Source organism: Herbiconiux dendrobii (assembly GCF_052048175.1).
GTDB lineage: Bacteria > Actinomycetota > Actinomycetes > Actinomycetales > Microbacteriaceae > Herbiconiux.
The window spans coordinates 941,059-961,849 of record NZ_JBLZQV010000001.1 but is presented as its reverse complement, the minus strand read 5'-3'; the positions used below and the strand labels follow the sequence as shown (position 1 = coordinate 961,849).

Sequence of the window (20,791 nt, the reverse complement as noted above, 5' to 3'; positions counted from 1 at the left end):
ACGGAGGAGTCAGGCCAGGCGGAAGACGCGGATGGCCACGGTGTCGGGCTCCGGGCGGGCGTAGCCTACGAACTGCGCCTCGGTGAGCCAGCGGTGCTGCTCGGCGCCGGTCTGGAACACGAAGGCCGTGCGGTAGTAGAGGTCGGACTCGGGCACCGCCTCGCCGGCGTACAGGCGCTGCTCGACCGCGGCATCCGCGTGCCAGTAGCCGCGGTTCACCACGTCGATCGCGGCGCCGTCGGCGGCACGGATGAGGTAGCGGGCGTCGAGCTGCGTGGTCGCACCCCGGGTGACCCACCAGTCCGCGCCCACCGGAAGCACCTCGCCGGTGAGCCGCGGGCCGGTGACCGTGCCGCCCACGATCGGCGTCACGTTGAGGTCTTCGGATGCGCTGCGACCGACGCGGATCGGCTCGCTGACGGCGACCCGGAGCTCGAAGACGAACTCGAGCGAGGGCTCGAAGGCGGGCGCGACGCCCTGCCCATCCGTCCCGTCGACGCCGCCGATGCCGCCGATGCCGCCGACCCCGCTCACGCGACGACCGCCTGACGTGCATCCACGGGTGTGAGCGTGCCGAGCGCGGCTTCCACCGCGCGCGCCGCGGCGAGCGCCACGTGCTCCCCGTTGCGCGGCCCGATCAGCTGCACGCCGGTCGGCAGTCCGTCGTCGTCGAGCCCGGTGGGCAGCGCCACCGAGGGCAGGCCCAGGAAGTTCACCGTCACGAGCAGCCGGTGCGCCTTCCACAGCTCGGTCGTCGCGGCTGGCCCGGACAGGTCGAAGCCGATCTCGGGCATCCGTCGCGCCGACACCGGGCCGAGCACGACCGGATACTCGCTCTGGAACTTCTCCCACGCGCCCGCCACGAGCGCTCGGCGGGCCCACGCGCCGCCGTACTGCTGGCCCGACTCGAGCACCGTCGTCTCCTTCGCGTTGTCGAGGAAGTACTGCGTCGACCCCTCTGACAGCGGCATCGGCAGGGCCCCCGGCAGGAACGCGCCCACCATCTCGGTGGTCGAGATCTCGCGCCACAGGGTGGCGGCCTCCTCGATCATCGGCGGCTCGGCCTCCACGATCTCCCAGCCGGCGGAGGCCAGCGCCGCAGCGGCCCGGTCGACGGCGGCCGCGACCTGGGGGTCGACACCCCAGCCGAGCGGATCGCGCACCACGGCCACGCGCTTCGGACCGTCGTACGAGGACGGATGCGGGAGGGTCAGCGCGGTCGGGTCGGATCCGTCGGCACCGTGCATGAGGCCGAAGGCGGTGTCGAGGTCGTCGACGCGGCGCGCGATCGGCCCGTTCACCGCGAAGAACTGCAGCGACAGCGCCACCGGCTCCGTGACCTCGAGCATCGGGGCCGGAACGCGCCCGGCCGAGGGCCGCAGTGCGCACACACCCGCGGCGTAGGCCGGCAGCCGCAGCGATCCGCCGTAGTCGTTGCCGAGCCCGAGCGGCGTCATCCCGGTCGCGACCGCGACGGCGTCCCCACCGCTGGATCCGCCGGGCACCCGGCTCGGGTCCCACGGGTTGAGCGTGCGGCCGAACAGGTCGTTGTCGGTGTCCCAGCGCAGCCCCCAGTCGGGCATGTTGCCGCGCCCCACGGGGATGGCGCCGGCCTCGAGCAGGCGCCGCACCAGCGTGGCGTCCTGCGCGGGCACGGCCTCGGCCAGGAACGGCCATCCGCTCGTCGTGGCCGACCAGGTGAGGTCGATGTTCTCCTTCACGGTGAACGGTACGCCCGCGAGCGGACCCACCTCCTCTCCCGCGTCGAGCCGGCGGTCGACCTCGTCGGCGAGGGCACGGGCGCGGTCGGCGAACACGACGGTGAGGGCGTTCACGACGGGATTGATCTCGTCGATGCGGGCCAGGTGGGCGTCGACGACGGCTCGCGCGGTCGTGGAACGGGAGCGGACGGCCTCGGCGAGCTCGCGCAGGCTGAGCTGCCACAGGGAACGGTCGGTCATTTCTCTCCTTCATTGGTGACGATGTTCGTCGCTCTTGTGGCCACGGCCGGGAGCGATGCGGTGCGGGTGGGGATGCGGCGCCGGGGCACCCACCCCTCGCGCGGGATGGAGTCGAGCAGGGTGCGCGTGTAGTCGGCGCGCGGCTCGTCGAGCACCTCGGCGATGGGCCCCTGCTCCACGACCCGGCCGGACTTCATCACCACGACCTGGTCGCACACGCGCCGCACCGTGGTGAGGTCGTGCGAGATCATCAGCAGGGCCACCCCGGTGTCGCGCCGGATGCGGTCGAGCAGGGTGAGGATCTCGACCTGCGTCGTCACGTCGAGCGCCGAGACGGCCTCGTCGAGCACGAGGATCTCGGGATCGGCGGCGAGCGCCCGCGCGATCGCCACGCGTTGCCGCTGCCCGCCCGAGAGCGAGCGCGGCCGCTGCCCGGCTAGGGCGAGGTCGAGGGTGACGGCAGTGAGCAGCTCGTCGGCCCGGGCGGTCAGCTCGGCCCGGGTGGCGCGGGGCCGGTGCACGGCCACCGCCTCCGCCAGGCATTCGCGCACGGTCTGGCGGCGGTCCAGCGACTGGTACGGATCCTGGAACACCATCTGCGCGATCCGGGCGCGATGCCGCCTGGCCTTGGTGCCGCGCGCCGCCGTGGTCCAGTCCTCGCCCTTCACGAGCACCGATCCGCCGTCGGCCGCCTCCAGGCCGCAGATGACCCGCGCCGTGGTCGACTTGCCCGATCCGGACTCGCCCACGATGCCCAGCGAGCCGCCCGGCGCGAGCCGGAAGCCCACGTCGTCGACGGCCACGAACTCCTCGCGCCGGCCCGTGGAGGACAGCACCGAGAACACCTTCCGCAGCCCCTCCACCACGAGCACCGGCTCGGCGGCGGGCGGCCGCTCGGCCGAGACCTCGCCCGGCAGCGAGGCCGACAGCAGCCGCTTCGTGTACGGATCGGTCGCATCCTGGCGCATGGTCGCCGCGTTCAGCGTCTCGACCACCCGGCCGTGCTGCATCACGGCGACCCGGTCGCAGACGGCGCCGGCGAGGGCGAGGTCGTGCGTGATGAACAGCAGCGTGAGGTCGCGGTGCCGGCGCAGGTCGGCGATGACGGCCATCACCTCCTCCTGCGTGGTCACGTCGAGGGCCGTCGTGATCTCGTCGGCGAGCAGGATGGGCGGATCCATCGCGAGGGTGGCCGCGATCATCACCCGCTGCAGCAGGCCGCCCGACAGCTCGGCGGGCCGCTGGCGCATCCGCCGCTCCGGGTCGGGGATGCCCACCTCGGCGAGCAGGTCGACCGCCCGCCGGCGCGCCGCATCCGGTCGCTCCTTCGCCACCGCGATCAGCGCCTCGGTCATGAAGTCGCCGATGGTGCGCAACGGGTTCAGGTGCGCGCGGGGGGTCTGGAAGACCATACCGATGCGAGTGGCGCGCAGCCGCCGCAGGTCCGCCTTGGGCAGCTGCGAGAGGTCGTGACCTTCGACCCGGATGGCGCCGGTCGTGGTGAATCCGGCGGGCAGCAGGCCGGCCACCGAGCGCACCGAGAGGGTCTTGCCCGATCCGGACTCCCCCACGAGGCCCACCGATTCGCCGGCCCTCACCTGCAGCGTCACGTCGTGCACGATCGTGCGCGGCCCGGCGCCGGGAGCGCCCGGAGCCGCCGGCGCGGCGATCGAGAGGTGGTCGAGTTCGAGCACGAGGTCGCTCATGAGTCCTTTCCTTCCGCCCACGCGGTCACCCGCGCGCCGAGGATGTTGACCGCCAGCACCGTCACCACCACGAGCAGCGCCGGGAACACCGACTGCTCGGGAGCGCCGGTGAGCAGCGAGGCCTGCCCGGCCGAGATCATCACACCCCAGTCGGATGCCGGCGGCTGGGCGCCGAGGCCGAGGAACGAGATCGCGGCCAGGTCGAGCATCGCGTAGCCGAAGCCGATGGTCGACTGCGCGATGATCATCGGCAGCAGCGCCGGCACGAGGTGCTTGAAGGCGATGGCACCCGAGCTCACGCCCTGGATGCGCAGGGCCGCCATGTACGGCTTGCCGAGCTCGGCCCGGGCACCACCCCGCACGAGTCGCGAGACGATCGGGAGGTAGGCGATCGACAGCGCGATCACCGGGGCGACGAGCCCCTTGCCGAACATGGCGACCGCGAGGATGGCCAGCACGAGGCCGGGGATGGCGAAGATCACGTCGATGACCCGGTTGCTCACGCCGTCGACCCAGCCGCCGAACCAGGCCGCCACGATCGCCAGGGTGGCGCCCAGCAACCCGGAGAGCACGACCACCACGACCGGCGCGAACACGCTGGCCGCCGCCCCACTGAGCACGCGGGAGAAGATGTCGCGCCCGAGGTCGTCGGTGCCCATGATGTGGGCGGCCGACACGGCGCCGTTGGCCGGCCCCACGAAGAGCTGATCGGGGTCGTAGGGGGCGAGCAGCGGCCCGAACAGCGCCATCACGACGATGCCGAGCAGCACGATCGCTGCGGCGACGGAGAGCCATTCGCGCTGGGCGGCCCGGCGGGCGACCCGCGGAACACGGCCGCCGGCGAGTTGTGCGACGCTCATGCGTTCCTCCTCGGTCTGGCGGAATCCGGATCGATCGTGGCGATGATCACGTCGACGACGGCGTTCACCACCACGAACAGCGCCACCAGCATCAGCGAGATCACCTGCACGACCGGCAGGTCTTTGCGGGCGGCGGCCTCGGTGAGCAGCGAGCCGAGCCCGCCGATGCCGAACGCCACCTCGGCGATCGCCGAGATCGCGAACAGGCCGGCGATGGTGGCGCCGGAGATGGAGAGCACCTGCGGCGAGGCGTTCAAGAACACGTGCCGCCGGAAGATCTGCTCGGAAGGGATGCCGCGTACCCGGGCGGTGTCCACGTGCTCGGAGCCGAGCTGCGCCACCACGGCGCCGCGGGTGATGCGGCTGAGGTAGGCGATGTAGAGCACCGAGAGCGAGATGGCGGGCAGAGTGAGGTGGTAGAGGTTGTCGAGCAGTCCCTCCCCCGCCCCGTACACCGGGAACCAGCCGAGTTCGCGGCCGAACAGCCAGATCAGCAGGATCGCCACCACGAAGGTGGGCAGCGCCACGCCGACGGAAGTGGCGACGAGCACCGTCCTGTCGGTCGCTCCGCCCCGTCGGGCGGCGAGGATGCCGCTGCCGATACCGAACACCACGATCAGCACCACGGTGTACAGCACCAGCAGCACCGTGATCCCGATCCGCGGCGCGATCAGGTCGACCACGGGCGTCTTGTACACGAACGAGGTGCCGAGGTCGCCGGTGAAGATGCCACCGAGCCAGCGCAGGTACTGCAGCCAGATCGGATCGTCGAGGTGGTACTGCGCCCGGATCGTGTCGATCAGCTCGGGCGTCGGCCGCACACCGCCGGTGATGGCGGCGATCGGGTCGCCCGTGAGCTGCAGGGCGCCGAAGATGACGACGCTGGCCAGGAAGAGGGTGAGCAGCAGCCCGCCGAGCTTGCCCAGCAGGGGCCGGATCGTGGCGCGGTTCATCCGCCCGCCCCCTTCCCGGCCAGCGCCCCGGTCACTTGCCACCCAGCGCGAGCGCCCAGGGGCTGGAGTACGCGGCGATCGAGGTGACGACACCGGTGAGATCGTTCGACAGGAACGTGGTGTGGTACGCCCCGGCGAGGGTGACCTGCAGCTGGTCGGGCGCGAAGATCGCCTGGGCGTCGACGTAGGCCGCGGCGGCGCCCTCGGCATCCGGCGTCGTGCGCGCGGTCTGCAACGCGGCGGTCACGTCGGGGTTCGCGTAGCCGCTCCAGTTGAAGATGCCGCCCTGGTCCGGCGGCAGCAGGAACAGCTGCGGGTAGGCCAGCACGCCCGGGGTCTCGGTGTAGCCGGTCGCCGCGATGAGGTCGGTGTCGGCGCGCACGCTCTCGTTGAACGGGTCGGAGAACATCGCGGCGTAGTCGGCCGCCTGGCGCTCGTCGATCTCGGCGGTGAGGCCGATCTGCTGGGCGGCGCTCTGCATGATGGCCGCCGTCTGCGAGAGTTCGGTCGATCCGGCCGGGATCACGATGCGCAGCGGCACCGAAGTGTCTTCACCCGACTCCTCGACGAGCTTCTTCGCCGCGTCGAGATCATAGGTGGGCGCCTGCAGGGCGTCGTACCCGGCCTCGTAGGTGGCCGCGGCATCCGACCCCTGCCAGGAGAAGGGAGCCACGAACGTCGACTGCGCTTCGCCCAGACCGTTCAGCACGGTCTGGATGTACTGATCGCGGTCGATGGCGAGGCTGAGGGCCTGCCGGATCTTCGGGTTCGCGCCCAGGCCCTCGCTGCGCGTGGGGCCGAACGAGAACGACGCGGTCGAGGGACCGACCACGAAGGTGCCGGCGTCGGACGACTCGAACTCGCCGCGGTTCGCCGGCGGCACGTTGAACGCCCCGTCGATCTCCCCGGCCAACAGTGCGTTGGTGAGCGTGGTGCCGTCGGGCACGAACTTGTAGGTGATCTTCTTCACCTCGGGAGCACCGCCCCAGTAGGTGTCGTTGGCGACCGTCACGATCTCCTGCCCGGGGGTCCACGACTCGAGCTTGTAGGGACCGGCGCACAGCACGCCGCCGGCCGAGGTGCCGAGGGCGGCGCCCGCCTGCTCGCCGAACGCCTTGCTCAGCACGGCCCCGGCGCCGCCCGCGATCGCATCGCGGAACGTGGAGTCGGGGGCGACGAAGCGGACGGTCACCTGGTTCTCGCCGGTGACGGCGATGCCGTCGGCGCCGGGCGCGATGAGCACGGTCGCGCCGTAGAACGCCGAGCGCTGATCGCGGTCGCGCTCGAGGCTGTAGACCACGTCGTCGGGGGTGACGGGCGAGCCGTCGGAGAAGGTGACGCCGGGGCGGATGTCGATGACGAAGGTGACCGGGTCGACGAACTCGGCGCTCTCGGCGATGCCGGCCTCGACGCCGAAGTCGGGCGTCACCCGCAGCAGGTTGTCGCACAGGTTCGGGGTGACGAAGTTGTAGTCGCCCCCGGGAGCCAGCAGCGCCGGCTCCCCTTCGGCCAGGCCCCAGGTGACCTCGTCGACGGCCTTCGTGCCCGCGGGCATCGACGAGACGAGGTCGACGGGGGTGGAGGTGGCGGATGCTCCCGAAGGAGTGTCGGTGCTGCTGTCCCGGGGTGTGCATCCCGCGAGCAGCACGACCGCTGCCCCGACTGCGACGACCGCGGCGGCTGTGCCTCGGATTCTCATCTCGTTCCCTTTCGTATCTGTTGTGCAACAGTGTTGTACATCATTGTTGCATCCACGTTACGGCGCTGTATAGAGTTGATGTCATGCCCCGCGAGGTGAATACCGACCAGCGATACGCCGACATCGCTGCGGCGACCATCCGGGTGGCGCGCACCACGGGTGCGCAGTCGGTCACCATCCGTTCGGTGGCCCGCGAGCTCGGGGGTTCCACCACCCTCGTCACGAACTACCTGCCGTCTCGCGCCGCGCTCATCAAGAACGCCCTCGACCAGGGACGGGACCGCTGGCTCGACGAGCGCAACGCCAGCGTCACGGCGCTGCCGGCTCCCGATCGGCTCGCCGGCCTGGTCGACTGGTCGCTGAGCTCGAGCCCCGACGACGCCGTTCTGCGCACGCTCATCCTCGAGATCGTGGCCAACGTGGACGTCGAGCCCGAGCTGCGGGCCTCGCTGCAGCGGGAGTCGCTCGAGTTCCAGGACGACCTGGAAGCGACCGCGCGCGAGTCCGGCTTCGCCGACCCCCGGCACGTCGCCGAGCTGCTGTACGTGCTCGTTCGCGGAACGTACATCGCCACCATGGAGGATCCGGAGCACTGGGACGACGCGCGCGTGAGAGCGATGGTGCACGCCACGATGGCGGGGCTGCCCCGGTCGACCCGCTCCACCGCCGATCACAGCGCACCCTCGACGTCGGCGCCGGTGTCGGAGTCCGCACCGTAGACGCTCTCCCCCGCCACCCGGGTCTGCCGCACGCGCACGCGGTACAGCTCCTCGGGCGCCGAGCCGAACGGATCGATGTCGAGCACCGTGAGATCCGCGGCCATCCCCGGCACCAGTGCACCGGTCGTGGCGCTCCGGCCGCCCACCCACGCCGACCCGGCCGTGTACGCGGCGAGTGCGTCGGCCAGGTCCAGCGCCTGATCGGTGCGGATGCGGTCGTCCGGCTCCTCCCCCGGGGCCGCGCGGTTGACGGCGACGTGGATGGCCTCGATCGGGTCCTGGGTCGAGACCGGCCAGTCCGATCCGGCGGCGAGCCGTGCTCCCGCATCCCGCAGCTCGCGGAACGGGTAGTGCCGCCCGACCAGTCGCGGATCGATGAACGGGAAGGTCAGCTCGTCGAGCTGGTCGTCGACGGCACCCCACAGCATCTGCAGGTTGGCGGTGGCGCCCAGGGCGGCGAAGCGTGGCACGTCGGCGCTCTGCACGAGCTGCAGGTGGGCCAGGTGGTGGCGGGATGCGCGCACCCCGTTGGTGTCGCGCGCCGCCTCGAGGGCGTCGAGCGCGAGGGTCACGGCCCGGTCGCCGAGCGCGTGCAGGTGCACCTCGAAGCCCTCGGCATCCAACGCCACCACGGCCTCGGTGAGGTCGTGCGGGGAGAGGAAGGTGAGTCCGCTGTTGCCGGTCGCGTGCCCGCAGGCATCGCGGTACGGCTCGCTGAGCGCGGCCGTGAAGTTCTCGGCGACCCCGTCGACCATGATCTTGACGGTGTCGGCGATCAGCAGATCGGGCCGGCCGAGGGCCTCGACCCGGGCACGGCGTTCACGCAGGCCGGCGAGCTGGGCGAGGCCACCGTCGCGCTCCCACCACAGGGCGGCGGTGATGCGGGCGCGCAACGTGCCGGCCTGCACGGCGGCGACGTAGGTGTCGAGCAGGTCGTCGACACCGGCGGTGCGGCCCACCCAGGCGTCCTGCCAGCCGGAGAGACCGAGTGCGAAGAAGTCGCTCTGCGCCCGGTCGAGCGCGCGGGCGGCGAGCTCGGTGCTGGTGCCGGGGACGACGTGGTCGATCAGGTGCGCCGCGCCCTCGTGCAGCACGCCGCTCGGGGTGCCGTCGGCCTCGCGTTCGATCCGGCCGTCGGCGGGATCGGGCGTGGCGGCGGTGATTCCGGCGAGCTCGAGCGTGCAAGTGCTCACCCACACGCCGTGGTGGTCGCGGTTGTGCAGCATGACCGGGCGCCCGCCCACCACGCGGTCCAGTTGATGACGGGTGGGGGTGCCACCCGGGAAGTGCGGCATCGACCAGCCACCGCCGAGCACCCACGCGCCCTCGGGCAGCGTCGCGGCGTACCGCTCGACGCGCGCGAGGCAGTCGTCGGCGTCGGCCGCGTCGGCGAGGTCGCACTGCAGCAGCTCCACGGCCCCGGCGATCGGATGCGCGTGGGCGTCGTGGAAGGCCGGCAGCACGAGGCCGCCGCGCAGCTCCACCACCTCGGCGGCCCCGGCCGCGCGCAGCTCGTCGTCGGCGGCGACGGCCGCGATCCGGCCGTCGCGCACGCCCACCCCCAGCGGGCGCGACCCCTCCCAACCGGCCGAGAAGGCCCGGCCGCCCACGAGGATGCTGTCGAACGCCGCGGTCATCTCAGCGCACCACGTAGATGCGGATGCAGACCTGGCCGTCTTCGTCGCGCGCGAGCCCCACGAACTGGTGCTCGGCGAGCCAGCGGTGGGCCGGGGCATCCGTCTGGAACACCGGCGCGGTGCGGAAGTAGTACTCGCTCTCGGAGACGTTCTCCCCTGCCTCCACCCGCGCCATGACCTCCTCGGAGGCCCGGTAGTAGCCGCGGTTGAGGATGTCGATCGCGGTGCCGTCGTCGGCCCGGATCAGGTAGCGGGCCTCGAGCTGGGCGGTGCCGCTGCGCTCCACAGCCCAGTCGCCGCCGCCCGGGAGCACCGTGCCGTTCAGCAGCGGGCCGGCCACGGTTCCGCCGCTCACGGGCGTGAACGTCAGCTCCTCGTCGGCGCTGCGGCCGATCCGCACGAAGGGGTCGATGCCGGCGCGGATCTCGAAGGCGAACTCGAGAACGGGGTCGGGCAGGGTCGGAACAGTGGTCGCGGATGGGGTCGTCATCAGTCCTCCAGGGTGGTGATGGTCAGGGCGAATCCGGCCTCGGGACCGAGGACGAGGGTCTGGCGGTTGGGCCGGGTCTCGACCGCCGACCAGGGGTCCTCGCCGGTGCCGGGCTGCGGGATGAACTCGGGGTGGTCGCTGCTGCTGACGTGCACCCGCAGCCGATGGCCCGGCGCGAGCCGGTAGGCCACCTGGCCGAGGTCGACGGTCACGCCGGTGGGCCGCCTGGCGTCGGTGAGCTGCACCTGGCCGCGCGCGATCCGGAACGCCCGCCCGTCGGGGGCCACGTCGAGCAGGCGCACGAAGAAGTCCATGACCGGCCCGTCGGAGTGGATGCGGGCGGTCGCGGTGACGGGGCCGGCCAGGTCGAGCTGCTCGTCGAGCGCGTCGCCCGTGAAGACCAGCACGTCGTCACGGTCGCCGAGGGCCGCCTCGTCGGGCTGGGCGGCGAGGAAGGCGAAGGCGTTGGCGACGCTGGAGGGGACCGTGTCGGCGGGATCGTGCGTCCACCCTCGTTCGGTGGTCGCGGCATCCGGAGCCGTCGCCAGCAGACCTTCGGCGGTGGCGAAGAGCGCGCGCTCTGCGGTGTGCGCCGGCGGCCAGGACTCGGCGGTGCGCACCTCCCGGGTGCCCGCGAGCGCCCAGGTGACACGAGGGATGTCGTCGGCTCCGCCGTTGGCGCGCACGAACACCTCGAAGAAGTCGAGGGCGGGCTGCAGCATCCGCGGCAACTCGGCCCGGATCTGCGACTCGGATCGCTCCTCGACCCGGGCCTCGAGCGGGTCGTCGAGGTAGAACGACTCGTGGTCCATCGCCTCCAGGCGCAGGAAGTGGTTCATCGCCCAGGCCGGCCGCTTCTGTATCTCGGCCACGTCGGCCCACGACAGCGGCGCGCAGTTGTCCCAGAGGCCGATGGTGTGCAGAGTCGGCACGGGGCGGGCGTCGAACGGGCTGCCCGCGGGGAACCGCCGCAGGTGCACGGGCCGTGGGAACCACTGGTCGTACGAGATGGAGCGCGAGCCGATGGCGGCGATCGCCTGCTCAGCCTGGTCGCTGAACGGGCGGCGCTCGGGGTCGAGCGGCCAGAAGTAGGCGTCTTGCGAATGGAAGTAGGACAGCGGGTAGAGGTAGGTGATGGCCCACTCGACCCGGCGCACCACGTCGTCAGCGTTCTTCTGCACCGGCTCGCCGAGCTGGGTGCCGGTCACCCGGGGTGCGATGGCCTTGAGAGCCGGATGCTGCGTCGAGACCGCCGCCCACTGCGTGTAGCCGTAGTAGCTGTCGCCCCACATCGCCACGCGGCCGTTCGACCAGGGCTGCTGCGCGATCCAGTCGATCGTGTCGTAGCCGTCGTAGGCCTCGTTGACGAACAGCAGCGTCTCGCCCTCGGAGCGGAACTTGCCGCGCACGTCTTGCGCGACGACGCGATACCCCGAGCGCATGAAGTACTCGGCGATCAGCGGGATGAAGGTGTAGGCGCCGCTCTTGTCGTAGGGCAGGCGGATGAGGATGGTGTCGCCCGGGGCCTCGTCGCCGCCCGGCAGATACACGTCGGTGGCCAGGCGCACCCCGTCGCGCATCCGCACGAACTCCTCGCGGGCCAGGGGGCTGACAGGCCCCGGGCCGACCTTCTCGATCTCTATCACGGTGTCCTTCCGAAGTTGCGGTTTCCACACGGTAGACACTCTGATAGTTTTTAGTCAAGTCCGACTAATAACTTTTCAGGAGCCACTGTGGGCCGCCCTTCCCTCGCTGCCGAACGCCGCCGCCAGATCCTCGAGGCGGCCATCCGCTGCGTCGCCGCGCACGGTCTCGCCGGCACCACACTCGACGGCATCGCCGAGGAGGCCGGGATGGCCCGCGGCCACGTACGGCACTACGCCGGCAACCGCGACGCAGTGCTCGCGGATGCCGCCGTGCTGCTGTACTTCGGCGAGGTGCCCGAGGCCGAGGCCGAGGATCCCGTCGCGGCGCACGGCGGCACCTTTCTGCCGGACAACACCACCACCATCGAGGCCGCGCTCGACTACCTGTTCGGCGACTTCGCCGAACCCGGCCCCGAGAACACCGTGGCGCTGGCCTTCGTCGACGCCGCGCGCACGAATCCGCGCATCCACGCGATCGTGGTCGACGCGTACCTGTCGTCGCAGACCGAGCTGGCCGCGATCCTCGCCACGACGCGCCCCGGCTGCGAACCGGATGCCCGTGCCGACGTCGCGTACGGCATCCTGACCCTGGCCATCGGCAACGTCTTCATGGCCGACCTCGAGGTCTCGGCGCAGCGCACGGCCTCCGCGCGGCGCAGCGCCGAGCGCCTGATCGCCGCCCTGCCCGCGTCACCCACGGACCAGCGCTGACCAGCAGACGGTTTCGCTCGATCGGTGTCTCGGAGCGGACCAGAGGGCGTGCCTTGAGAAGCGTGTGTCGAGATGGTGATGGTTGCTTCAAGACGGCGAGTTTTGTTCGATGGCGTCACGAATCTTGACGTCGACCTCATCGAACGTGATCGACCGACCGCCAGTGATCTCCGACCGTCTCCTGTGGTTGATCTGGTCGGAGTCTGCGGCCGAACCGCGACGATGTCCCAGTGGAGAGCTGCGACAGGATCAGACCGTGGTGCGTGTGCAGTGGCGCGTTCGCCGGCCGGGCTCGCGTGCCCGGCCGTCCGCGACTGTCACGGGCAATCTTCGACTGCCCCGAATGCAATCAGGCCCTTACCGAACCACACAATTGTCGACCCGGCCATGATCATCGTCGGCAAGCGCGGAGCGCGCGGCAGCCCCGTGCGGTTCGGTGGCCGGGTGGTTGGCACGTCGATGGGGCTGCCGCGCGCTTCGCGCTTGCCCTCGATGACTGTGCCCGGTTCTCAGAGACGGGCAGGCTGGATTAGGCGGCTGGGTGGCGGAGGGTGCGTCGCCGGGTGGTCGGGATCGGTGTTTGAGCGATGTCGATCCACCTCGGTGGGATGAGGTGCGGCACACCCGCAAGCATGGTCAGTTTCCAGGCCGACTTATGCAGATGCGAGTGATGGAAATGACAGAGCAGCACGCCATTGTCGATATCGGTACGTCCCGGCGGATGATCCGCGGAAACCCATTCGTCTGCATGGTGTGTTTCACAGAACGACGGTGGCCGGTCACAGTCGGGCCACACGCACCCGCCGTCTCGCGCGGCGAGGGCCCGGTTCTGGGCGGGGCTGAAGAGGCGTTCTGTCTTGCCGTGGTAGAGCACCGCACCGCGATCACTGAATAGAGTCGCGGCGATCGGAGAGGTGCAGCGCAGTTGGGCGATGGTGGAGGCGGGAACGGGTTCGTCGATACCGTCGATCCACCCCACACCGCGACCGGTCTCGACGTTATCGAGGGAGATGTGGACATTAACCGTGGTGGTGGCGCCGTTCAGGCGCGGCATGTCGGGGGCGCCGGCCGCGCGGGCGATCAACTCGGTGACGGTGTCAGCGTTCTTCTGCACCTGCGTGCGGATGTCAGCAGTGGCGGTCTGCGCCACGAACTCGTCTTCGGTGAGGAACCGGGGCCCGCCGCCCGGTGAACCGGCGACGCGGGGGCTTTGCATGGCCTGGATGCTCGCCAACCACACCCCGCCTTGTTCGGGGGTGAGCGCGAACCGCCCACGGATCATCCCATCGCTTGCCTGCGCAATCGTGAGCGACCGCTGCTGCTGGAGCCGCTCATCCCTGGGCTCGGCACCATCCGGGTCGATCACCTCACGCAGATGGGTGGCGAGCCTGGCCGCCTGATCGGCAGTCAGATGGCGCGTAAGGGTCTCGTCGACGAGGGTCTGCTCGGCACTGGCCACGACATCAGGGGCGCATCCGCGCTCCGTCAGTTCGGTGCATCGGTTGACGATGATCGACGCCGACTCAACCCCGAGGACACCGTCGTCAAGGGCCTGGCCGACGGCCGGGAACGGGGCTGGCCCTTCGCCGCCACCCAACAGCACGCCACCGCGAAGCCTGCGCCCGAGCTCGAGTCGCGCCTTGCTCTCCCGCGCCGAGGTGCCGGTGACGGTGGAGACGAGCTTGACCGGGCTGGTGAAGTTCTGCGACCGACTCAACCCCTCATCCCCCAGCTCGCTGCGCGACCGCACCCCGACCTCACCAGCCACCCGCACCTGCCCCGCCGAAATCGTCCGCCCAATGGCCTCGAAATCGGCCATGACCTTCAGCAATTCCTCGTGGGGAAGCCCTGCCAGCCTTGCGCAGATCGTGCCCACGACACCGCGGAGATCGTTGGCGATCTCTGGGAGTTGAGCGTCGTTCTGCATACTGAGATTCTATCAGAAAGACCTGATGAAAGCTCGAATCTTTGCGATCGAAGAGCCCCCGCGGAGTGGGTGATCCGGTCGATTTGTAGTCTCCGGCCGCTGAGGGACACGTCCTCCGCGATCCCCATACCGACGATCGTCGCCCGCCGACCACCGGCGCTTTACGAGACGCGCCTCAGGCGTTCTCCGCGAACACCGTGGACGCGATGCGGAACGCGGTGTTCGCGGCCGGGACTCCCGAATAGATCGCCGACTGCAGGATGACCTCGCCGATCTCCGCCACCGTCAGCCCGTTGCGTCTAGCGGCGCGCAGGTGCATCGCGAGCTCCTCCTCGTGGCCATGGGCGATGAGCGAGCTGAGCACCGCGATCGAGCGCGAGCGCCGGTCCAGTCCCGGGCGCGACCACACGTCACCCCAGGCCGTGCGGGTGATGAAGTCCTGCCAGTCGGCGGTCAGATCGGTCGTGGCCGCCGTGGCGCGATCGACGTGCTCGGCGGAGAGCACCGCGCGGCGCACGGCCATGCCCTGCTCCCAGCGCTCGGCGTCGGTGAGGCCGTCGCCTTCGGGTCTGGTCATGGGCGTGCTCCCTCGGTGTGGCGGGCGAAGAACTCGATCAGCGCGGCGGCGGTGGCCTCCGGCTGCTCGGCAGGCGGAAGATGCGCGGCGCCCTCGATCACGGCCGACTCCCCATTCGGCACACCGGTCGCGACCTCGACCGCCTTCGCCTCAGGAGCGACGGCGTCGTGACGACCCCAGAGCGCGAGCACCGGAACGCGATCCGGGACCTCTCCGAGCCGTTCCCGCACGTCGTGGGCGGCGAGCGCCTCGCAGCACCGGGCGTACGACTCGTCGTCGGCGTCCTGCAGAGCATGCAGCAGACGCCCGGTGAGCTCCGGATGCGCGGCCACCGAACCGGGTGCGAACCAGCGTTCCGCCGAGGAGACGATGAGGCTGGAAGTGCTCTCGGCCCGCACCTTCGACGCCCGGTCGTGCCACGCCTGCGGGTCGCCGAGCCGGGCGCCCGAGGCGACGATCGCCGCCGCCCGCACCCGGTCGCCGTGCCGCAGCAGCAGTTCGAGGCCCGTCGCACCGCCGAGGGAGACGCCGGCGACGAAGAAGGACTCCCCGCCGGCGGTCACGCCGTCGACCGCGGCCACGACCGCGTCGGCCAGCTCGGCCACGGTGAAGGCGTCGGCGGTCGCCGCCGACCCACCGTGCCCGGGTAGATCCCAGGCCAGCAGGCGGTAGTGCTCGGCGAGCGCGGGCACCGCGGCCTCCCACAGAATCGTCGAAGTGCCGAGCGACGGCCCGAGCACGAGCAGCGGCAGCCCGGCACCGCCGCCGAGCTCCCGGATGGCCAGCGTGGGAACGGTCATCGCCGCGCCTCCTCGGTGCTGTCGTGGGCGGTGGCGCTGTCGGTGGTGGCGCCGTCGCGGGTGATGGCGCCGTCGTCGGCGGCTACACGGTCGGCGGCGCCACGGCCGTTGGCACCATCGACGGCGGGTGCGGCGTCGCCGGTGTAGGTCGCCGGGTCCAGGAGCGCGGCGATGTCGAGGTCGCGCGCCTCGGGCAGCTCGGCGAGCAGCGCCGCCAGGTCGCCGCCCTTACCGGCGGCGGACACCAGGGCAGCCACGCGCTCGGCGCCGATGAGGGGCGTGAGCACGATCGAGAGCCGCTCGGCCAGGATGAGTCCGTGAGTGACCGCGAGATTCCGGGCCACCGCCTCTTGGTCGACACGCAGGGCCGCAGCGAGCCTCGCCGCGTGAGCGCTCGCCCCCAGCACGACCCGCAGCAGCTCGCGCAGCGTCGGCCACTCGGCGTGCCAGGCTCCGGCCGGGCGCTCGTCGTCGGCGAGCGCGGCGCACAGGTGCAGGGTCGCCGCGAGCTGCGGGGCGCGCAGGGCGGCCGAGCGGATGAGCACGGCCGACACGGGGTTGCTCTTCTGCGGCATGGCCGACGATCCGCCACCGGCCCCGGCGGAGAGCTCGGCTATCTCGGTGCGCGAGAGGGTCACGACGTCTCCGGCCAGCTTGCCCAGCGCATCCGTGGTCTGGGTGAGGGCGTCGGCGAGCTCGGTGACGGGCCAGCGGCTGGTGTGCCAGACGTCGTGCGCGTCGTCGAGCCCGAGCGCCTCGGCGTACCGGGCCGGCAGCAACGCGGCCTCGGGGCCACCGAGTTCGAGGAACGAGGCCCGGGTTCCGGCCGCCCCACCGAGCTGGACCGGCAGGGTGAGCTGCTGGAGACGAAGGCGGGCACGCCGGATGCCGCCGAGCCAGACTGCGGCACGGAGCCCGACGGTCGTGGGCACGGCGTGCTGGCCGAGGGTGCGGCCGGCCGCCACGAGGTCGCGGTGCTCGGCGGCGAAGGCGGCCAGCGACGCCTCGGCCTCGGCGAGGTCGACGACGACGGCGTCGACCGCCCGGCGTGCGACGAGCATGAGCGCGGTGTCGAGCACGTCCTGGCTGGTGGCGCCGCGGTGCACCCAGCGGCGCTCGTCGGCCGGGAGCGCCCCCTTGAGCAGACCCACGAGCGGAATCACGGGGTTGCCACCGTCGATCGCAGCCTCCGCGAGCCCGGCCACGTCGATCGCGAGCGAAGACCCGGCCCCGGCCGCAGACCCGGACCCGGCCCCGGCCGCAGACCCGGCCCCGAGCACGGTCCCGGCTCCAGGCACGGCCTCGGCATCCGGACCCCACGCGGCGCCGATCGCCCCGGCCGTCTCGGCGGGGAGGGCACCGATCGCCGACCAGGCCCGCACCAGCCCGAGTTCGGCCTCCACGAGGGCGGCGTACACGGCGTCGTCGGAGACGAGGTCGTCGTGCCCCACCGTCACCGGCGCGAGCAGTCCGCGGTCGAAGGCGTCAGAAGGCAAGGAACACCGTCTCCCCCTCGCCCTGCAGGCGGATGTCCTGGTGCAGCTGACCGTCGGCCGCGCGCGAGGCGACGAGCGTCGCCCGCTCCCCCGCGTCGAGCGAGGCGAGGAACGGATCGGCCGCCAGAGCGGCGGCGTCGTCGGGCAGGTAGATGCGGGTGTGCAGCTTGTCGGGCAGCCCACGGGCGTAGACGATGGCGGCGAAGAACGCGGCCCGGCCCGGTGCGGCCCCGGGAGCGCGGGTGAAGAACTCGTAGCGGCCGTCGTCGTTCGTGAAGGCCCGGCCGAAGCCGGTGAACGTGTGGTCGTCACGCCGGAACGCGCCCCGGGAGCGCGGTACGACCCCGTCCGGATCGGCACCGAAGATCTCCACGAAGGCGTCGGGCACCGGGTCGCCCGCCCCGTCGAAGACCGTGCCGCCGAGCAGCACGGCACCGGGAGCATAGGGATCGACGACCTGGTTCATCCGCTCATACGCCAGGCCGTAGGCGAAGAACGGGCCGACCGTCTGGCCGGGCGTCGGCCGCAGGGTGCGTGCGGGAACGGACACGGTCACTCGCTCTCGTTCTCGTTCTCGAACCACGTGGCATCCGGCCCGTCGACCACGATGTCGAAACGATACCCCGTGGCCCACTCGGGCGAGGTGAGGTCGTGGTCGTAGACGCCGATCAGGCTCTCCCGGTCTTTCGGCCGCCAGATGGAGTTGAAGATGGGATCGAGCGCGAACAGCGGGTCGCCCGGGAAGTACATCTGCGTCACCAGCCGCTGCGTGAACGAACTGCCGAAGACGGAGAAGTGGATGTGCGCGGGCCGCCAGGCGTTGACGTGGTTCTTCCACGGATACGGGCCGGGTTTGATCGTGGTGAACGCGTACTCGCCGGCGGCGTTCGTGACGGCCCGCCCCGCCCCGGTGAAGTTCGGGTCGAGCGGCGCCGGATGCTGGTCGCGCTGATGGATGTACCGGCCGGCCGAGTTGGCCTGCCAGATCTCGATCAGCTGGTTCGCGAGGGGCCGGCCCCACGAGTCGGTGAGGCGGCCGCGCACGGTCATCCGCTCGCCCAGCGGCTCCCCCGCGTGCTGCACGGTGAGGTCGCTCTCGACCGCCGCCACGTCGCGCTGCCCGAAGGCGGGCGACAGCAGCTCGATGGTCTCGGGATCGACCAGCTTGAGGTTCTTGGTGGGGTGCCGCAGAAGGCTGGATCGATACGGCGGGAAGTCGTGCACCGTCGACCGGATGCTCTCCCCGGCCTGTTCACGGCGGGCCAGTTCGGCGTGCCGTTCGCCGATCTCGGCGGTGATCTCGCGCTGCGAGGCCTGGTCGGGCGCGGCCAGCAGGCTCTCGGGAGCCACGGCGGTCGGTGCGGTCACGGTGTCTCCTTCGACGCCTCGGAACGGGATGGATCCATGGTGGGGCATCGGGCGGACCGGATGTGAAGTCTTCCCGATGAATGGGAACGATGGCGCAGGCGTGGCATCCTGGAGCATGGCCAACTCCCCCACGGGCGACTCCGCGACCGACCGCCTGGTACGCATCCTGGACACCTTCACCCCCACCCGCACGGTGCAGACCGCCACCGAGATCGGCCGCCGCGCCGGCCTGCCGAGCTCCACCGCGCACCGCATCGTGAACGAGCTCGTCGAGGCCGGACTGCTGGAGCGCGACGAGGAGCGCCGGGTGCGCATCGGCATGCGGCTCTGGGAGTTGTCGACCCGCTCCTCGCACGCGCTCCGGCTGCGCCAGGCCGCGATGCCGTTCATGGAGCGGGTGCAGTCGCGGGTGCGCGAGCACACCCAGCTCGCCATCCTGGAGCAGGACGAGGCGCTCTTCCTCGAACGTCTCAGCAGCCCCGACTCCGGCTCGAACATCACCCGCGTGGCCGGCCGGCTGCCCCTGCACGCCTCGAGCTCCGGCCTGGTGCTGCTCGCGTTCGGGGCGCCCGATCTGCAGGAACGGGTGCTCTCGTCACGGCTGGCGCCGTTCACCCGGGCGACCCTGAGCGATCCGGAGGCCGTTCGCCGCAAACTCGCCGAGGTGCGGCAGCTCGGCCACGCCATCGCGCCGGGCTCCATCGAGGAGGTGTCGACCGGAATCGCCGTCCCCGTGCGCGACGAGACCGGGAGCGTGATCGCCGCCCTCTCGGTGGTGCTGCCCCGCGACGCGGAGCCCGCCTTCGCGGTCGTGGAGCTGCATCGGGCGGCCGTCGACATCGCCCGCTCGCTCGGCTACCGCTCCTGACGCGGATTCCCGATCATCGGGAATCATGGACTCCGGATGCGCACCCGCCTCGCACAATGGCGGCACCATCGTCGAAGGAGACGCCATGTCCACCACCATCCGCACCCGCGTCGCCATCGTCGGCGCCGGGCCCGCCGGGCTCGTCCTGTCCCAGCTGCTGGCCGACGCCGGCCTCGAGTCGGTGATCGTCGACTCCCGCTCGCGCGCCGAGATCGAGTCGACCATCCGCGCCGGCATCCTGGAGCAGGGCACCGTCGATCTGCTGCGCGCGATCGATCCGGCCACCCGCGTCGACACCGTCGGCCACCGGCACGACGGCATCGAGTTGCGCTTCGGCGACTCCGGCGGCGAGGGCCACCGCATCGACTTCCCCTCCCTGGTGGGCCGCAGTGTCTGGCTCTACCCGCAGCACGAGGTGCTGAAAGACCTGCTCGCGCTCCGGCTCGGTGCCGGTCAGGACATCCGTTTCGGCGCGACGGTCCAGGGCGTCGACGACTCGAACGCGCTGCACCCGGCGGTCGTCGCCACGGATGCGCAGGGCGAGCCGCTGCGGATCGACGCCGACTTCGTGGTGGGCGCCGACGGATCGCGGAGCGTCGTGCGCGCCGCCGTCACCGGCTCGCGCTCGGGCGCCTACCTGCGGGAGTACCCGTTCGCCTGGTTCGGCATCCTGTGCGAGGCGCCGCCGAGCGCCCGGGAGCTCATCTACAGCAACTCCGACCAGGGCTTCGCCCTGATCAGCCAGCGCAGCCCCCAGGTGCAGCGGATGTACTTCCAGTGCGACCCCGACGCCGACGCGGCCGCGCCGAGCGACGCCGAGATCTGGGACGCCCTGCAGGCACGGGTGCCCGGCACGACCCTGAACGAGGGCCCGATCATCCAGCGCGACGTGCTGCGCTTCCGCAGCTTCGTGGCGCACGAGCTGCGCCGCGGCCGGGTGGCCCTGGTCGGCGACGCCGCGCACACGGTGCCGCCCACCGGCGCCAAGGGCATGAACCTCGCCGTCGCCGACGTCGTGCTGCTGGCCGAGGCCCTGCGCGCGCTGCTCGGCGAGGGCGACGAGCGGCTCATCGACACCTACGCCGAGCGGGCCCTCGACCGCATCTGGAAGGCCCAGCACTTCTCGTGGTGGATGACGAGCCTGCTGCACACGGCCCCCGATGCCGGCGACTTCGACCGCCGGCGGCAGCTCGGCGAGCTGCGCACCGTGGTCGAGTCCGAGGCCGGCCGCACCTATCTGGCCGAGGCGTACACCGGCTGGCCGCCGGCCCGACAGCCACGGGCACTATAAACGGGAGCTATCAGCCGTATCCCCTAAAGCGTCTTCCCTGATGAACCACCGCGCGACCACCATCGGGTAACCGTCCAGAAAG

The 20,791-nt window shown here is 71.5% G+C and carries 19 protein-coding genes; 4 read left to right on the top strand and 15 right to left on the bottom strand.

Going from position 1 to position 20,791, the window contains the following annotated elements; genetic code table 11:
• Positions 1-9: 9 nt before the first annotated feature.
• The 6 genes from ACN4JJ_RS04440 to ACN4JJ_RS04415 are packed head-to-tail and all read right to left on the bottom strand — an operon-like array spanning position 10 to position 7,179.
• Positions 10-534, bottom strand: coding sequence for a DUF3237 domain-containing protein (locus ACN4JJ_RS04440; protein ID WP_440708693.1), 525 nt, complete (start codon positions 532-534; stop codon positions 10-12).
• Positions 531-1,961 carry an amidase gene (locus tag ACN4JJ_RS04435; RefSeq protein ID WP_440708692.1) on the bottom strand — a complete coding sequence of 477 codons (1,431 nt, stop codon included), beginning with the start codon at positions 1,959-1,961 and terminating at the stop codon, positions 531-533. Before ACN4JJ_RS04435 ends, ACN4JJ_RS04440 begins: the two co-directional genes overlap by 4 nt.
• A complete protein-coding gene (gene nikE, locus ACN4JJ_RS04430; RefSeq protein WP_440708691.1) occupies positions 1,958-3,667 on the bottom strand; it encodes a nickel ABC transporter ATP-binding protein NikE in 1,710 nt (569 codons plus the stop codon). The genes ACN4JJ_RS04435 and nikE overlap by 4 nt, the downstream gene beginning before the upstream one ends.
• Positions 3,664-4,527: an ABC transporter permease gene (locus tag ACN4JJ_RS04425; protein ID WP_440708690.1), complete on the bottom strand. Its 864-nt coding sequence runs from the start codon at positions 4,525-4,527 to the stop codon at positions 3,664-3,666. Before ACN4JJ_RS04425 ends, nikE begins: the two co-directional genes overlap by 4 nt.
• Complete coding sequence (locus ACN4JJ_RS04420; protein ID WP_440708689.1) at positions 4,524-5,480, bottom strand: ABC transporter permease; 957 nt, start codon at positions 5,478-5,480, stop codon at positions 4,524-4,526. Before ACN4JJ_RS04420 ends, ACN4JJ_RS04425 begins: the two co-directional genes overlap by 4 nt.
• Before the next feature lie 31 nt (positions 5,481-5,511).
• On the bottom strand, positions 5,512-7,179 hold the full coding sequence (locus tag ACN4JJ_RS04415) for an ABC transporter substrate-binding protein (protein WP_440708688.1): 1,668 nt from the start codon (positions 7,177-7,179) through the stop codon (positions 5,512-5,514).
• An 83-nt stretch (positions 7,180-7,262) separates the two neighbouring features.
• Between ACN4JJ_RS04415 and ACN4JJ_RS04410 the strand changes: the two genes are divergently transcribed.
• Positions 7,263-7,898: a TetR/AcrR family transcriptional regulator gene (locus tag ACN4JJ_RS04410; RefSeq protein WP_440708687.1), complete on the top strand. Its 636-nt coding sequence runs from the start codon at positions 7,263-7,265 to the stop codon at positions 7,896-7,898.
• Here the strand turns inward: ACN4JJ_RS04410 and ACN4JJ_RS04405 are convergent.
• From ACN4JJ_RS04405 to ACN4JJ_RS04395, 3 genes are read right to left on the bottom strand one after another with little or no spacing between them, the layout of a single operon-like run.
• Positions 7,850-9,535, bottom strand: coding sequence for an amidohydrolase (locus tag ACN4JJ_RS04405; RefSeq protein ID WP_440708686.1), 1,686 nt, complete (start codon positions 9,533-9,535; stop codon positions 7,850-7,852). The genes ACN4JJ_RS04410 and ACN4JJ_RS04405 overlap by 49 nt on opposite strands.
• Position 9,536: 1 nt before the next feature.
• Positions 9,537-10,025, bottom strand: coding sequence for a DUF3237 domain-containing protein (locus tag ACN4JJ_RS04400; RefSeq protein WP_440708685.1), 489 nt, complete (start codon positions 10,023-10,025; stop codon positions 9,537-9,539).
• On the bottom strand, positions 10,025-11,671 hold the full coding sequence (locus ACN4JJ_RS04395) for a CocE/NonD family hydrolase (RefSeq protein ID WP_440708684.1): 1,647 nt from the start codon (positions 11,669-11,671) through the stop codon (positions 10,025-10,027). The genes ACN4JJ_RS04400 and ACN4JJ_RS04395 overlap by 1 nt, the downstream gene beginning before the upstream one ends.
• Positions 11,672-11,758: 87 nt before the next feature.
• Between ACN4JJ_RS04395 and ACN4JJ_RS04390 the strand changes: the two genes are divergently transcribed.
• On the top strand, positions 11,759-12,382 hold the full coding sequence (locus ACN4JJ_RS04390; RefSeq protein ID WP_440708683.1) for a TetR/AcrR family transcriptional regulator: 624 nt from the start codon (positions 11,759-11,761) through the stop codon (positions 12,380-12,382).
• Positions 12,383-12,911: 529 nt separating this feature from the next.
• On the opposite strand, the gene ACN4JJ_RS04385 is transcribed toward ACN4JJ_RS04390, so the two are convergent.
• The 6 genes from ACN4JJ_RS04385 to pcaH form a co-directional block, all read right to left on the bottom strand.
• Positions 12,912-14,309, bottom strand: a complete 1,398-nt coding sequence (locus ACN4JJ_RS04385; protein WP_440708682.1) for an HNH endonuclease signature motif containing protein — start codon at positions 14,307-14,309, stop codon at positions 12,912-12,914.
• Between the two features lie 175 nt (positions 14,310-14,484).
• Complete coding sequence (gene pcaC / locus ACN4JJ_RS04380; protein ID WP_440708681.1) at positions 14,485-14,886, bottom strand: 4-carboxymuconolactone decarboxylase; 402 nt, start codon at positions 14,884-14,886, stop codon at positions 14,485-14,487.
• On the bottom strand, positions 14,883-15,686 hold the full coding sequence (locus ACN4JJ_RS04375) for an alpha/beta fold hydrolase (protein ID WP_440708680.1): 804 nt from the start codon (positions 15,684-15,686) through the stop codon (positions 14,883-14,885). Before ACN4JJ_RS04375 ends, pcaC begins: the two co-directional genes overlap by 4 nt.
• On the bottom strand, positions 15,683-17,182 hold the full coding sequence (locus tag ACN4JJ_RS04370; RefSeq protein ID WP_440708679.1) for a lyase family protein: 1,500 nt from the start codon (positions 17,180-17,182) through the stop codon (positions 15,683-15,685). Before ACN4JJ_RS04370 ends, ACN4JJ_RS04375 begins: the two co-directional genes overlap by 4 nt.
• Positions 17,172-17,732: a protocatechuate 3,4-dioxygenase subunit alpha gene (gene pcaG, locus ACN4JJ_RS04365; protein WP_440708678.1), complete on the bottom strand. Its 561-nt coding sequence runs from the start codon at positions 17,730-17,732 to the stop codon at positions 17,172-17,174. Before pcaG ends, ACN4JJ_RS04370 begins: the two co-directional genes overlap by 11 nt.
• 2 nt (positions 17,733-17,734) lie before the next feature.
• Positions 17,735-18,598, bottom strand: coding sequence for a protocatechuate 3,4-dioxygenase subunit beta (gene pcaH, locus ACN4JJ_RS04360; protein ID WP_440708677.1), 864 nt, complete (start codon positions 18,596-18,598; stop codon positions 17,735-17,737).
• A 52-nt stretch (positions 18,599-18,650) separates the two neighbouring features.
• Between pcaH and ACN4JJ_RS04355 the strand changes: the two genes are divergently transcribed.
• Positions 18,651-19,418, top strand: coding sequence for an IclR family transcriptional regulator (locus ACN4JJ_RS04355; protein ID WP_440708676.1), 768 nt, complete (start codon positions 18,651-18,653; stop codon positions 19,416-19,418).
• An 85-nt stretch (positions 19,419-19,503) separates the two neighbouring features.
• A complete protein-coding gene (locus tag ACN4JJ_RS04350; protein ID WP_440708675.1) occupies positions 19,504-20,709 on the top strand; it encodes a 4-hydroxybenzoate 3-monooxygenase in 1,206 nt (401 codons plus the stop codon).
• Positions 20,710-20,791: the final 82 nt, after the last annotated feature.

Excerpts from the sequence above, each read along its gene's own strand:
- pcaH (WP_440708677.1), bottom strand. The coding sequence starts at position 18,598 with ATGCCCCACCATGGATCCATCCCGTTCCGAGGCGTCGAAGGAGACACC.
- ACN4JJ_RS04375 (WP_440708680.1), bottom strand. The coding sequence starts at position 15,686 with ATGACCGTTCCCACGCTGGCCATCCGGGAGCTCGGCGGCGGTGCCGGG.
- ACN4JJ_RS04435 (WP_440708692.1), bottom strand. The coding sequence starts at position 1,961 with ATGACCGACCGTTCCCTGTGGCAGCTCAGCCTGCGCGAGCTCGCCGAG.
- pcaC (WP_440708681.1), bottom strand. The coding sequence starts at position 14,886 with ATGACCAGACCCGAAGGCGACGGCCTCACCGACGCCGAGCGCTGGGAG.
- ACN4JJ_RS04410 (WP_440708687.1), top strand. The coding sequence starts at position 7,263 with ATGCCCCGCGAGGTGAATACCGACCAGCGATACGCCGACATCGCTGCG.
- ACN4JJ_RS04415 (WP_440708688.1), bottom strand. The coding sequence starts at position 7,179 with ATGAGAATCCGAGGCACAGCCGCCGCGGTCGTCGCAGTCGGGGCAGCG.
- ACN4JJ_RS04385 (WP_440708682.1), bottom strand. The coding sequence starts at position 14,309 with ATGCAGAACGACGCTCAACTCCCAGAGATCGCCAACGATCTCCGCGGT.
- ACN4JJ_RS04350 (WP_440708675.1), top strand. The coding sequence starts at position 19,504 with ATGTCCACCACCATCCGCACCCGCGTCGCCATCGTCGGCGCCGGGCCC.
- ACN4JJ_RS04420 (WP_440708689.1), bottom strand. The coding sequence starts at position 5,480 with ATGAACCGCGCCACGATCCGGCCCCTGCTGGGCAAGCTCGGCGGGCTG.
- ACN4JJ_RS04400 (WP_440708685.1), bottom strand. The coding sequence starts at position 10,025 with ATGACGACCCCATCCGCGACCACTGTTCCGACCCTGCCCGACCCCGTT.
- nikE (WP_440708691.1), bottom strand. The coding sequence starts at position 3,667 with ATGAGCGACCTCGTGCTCGAACTCGACCACCTCTCGATCGCCGCGCCG.
- ACN4JJ_RS04405 (WP_440708686.1), bottom strand. The coding sequence starts at position 9,535 with ATGACCGCGGCGTTCGACAGCATCCTCGTGGGCGGCCGGGCCTTCTCG.
- ACN4JJ_RS04425 (WP_440708690.1), bottom strand. The coding sequence starts at position 4,527 with ATGAGCGTCGCACAACTCGCCGGCGGCCGTGTTCCGCGGGTCGCCCGC.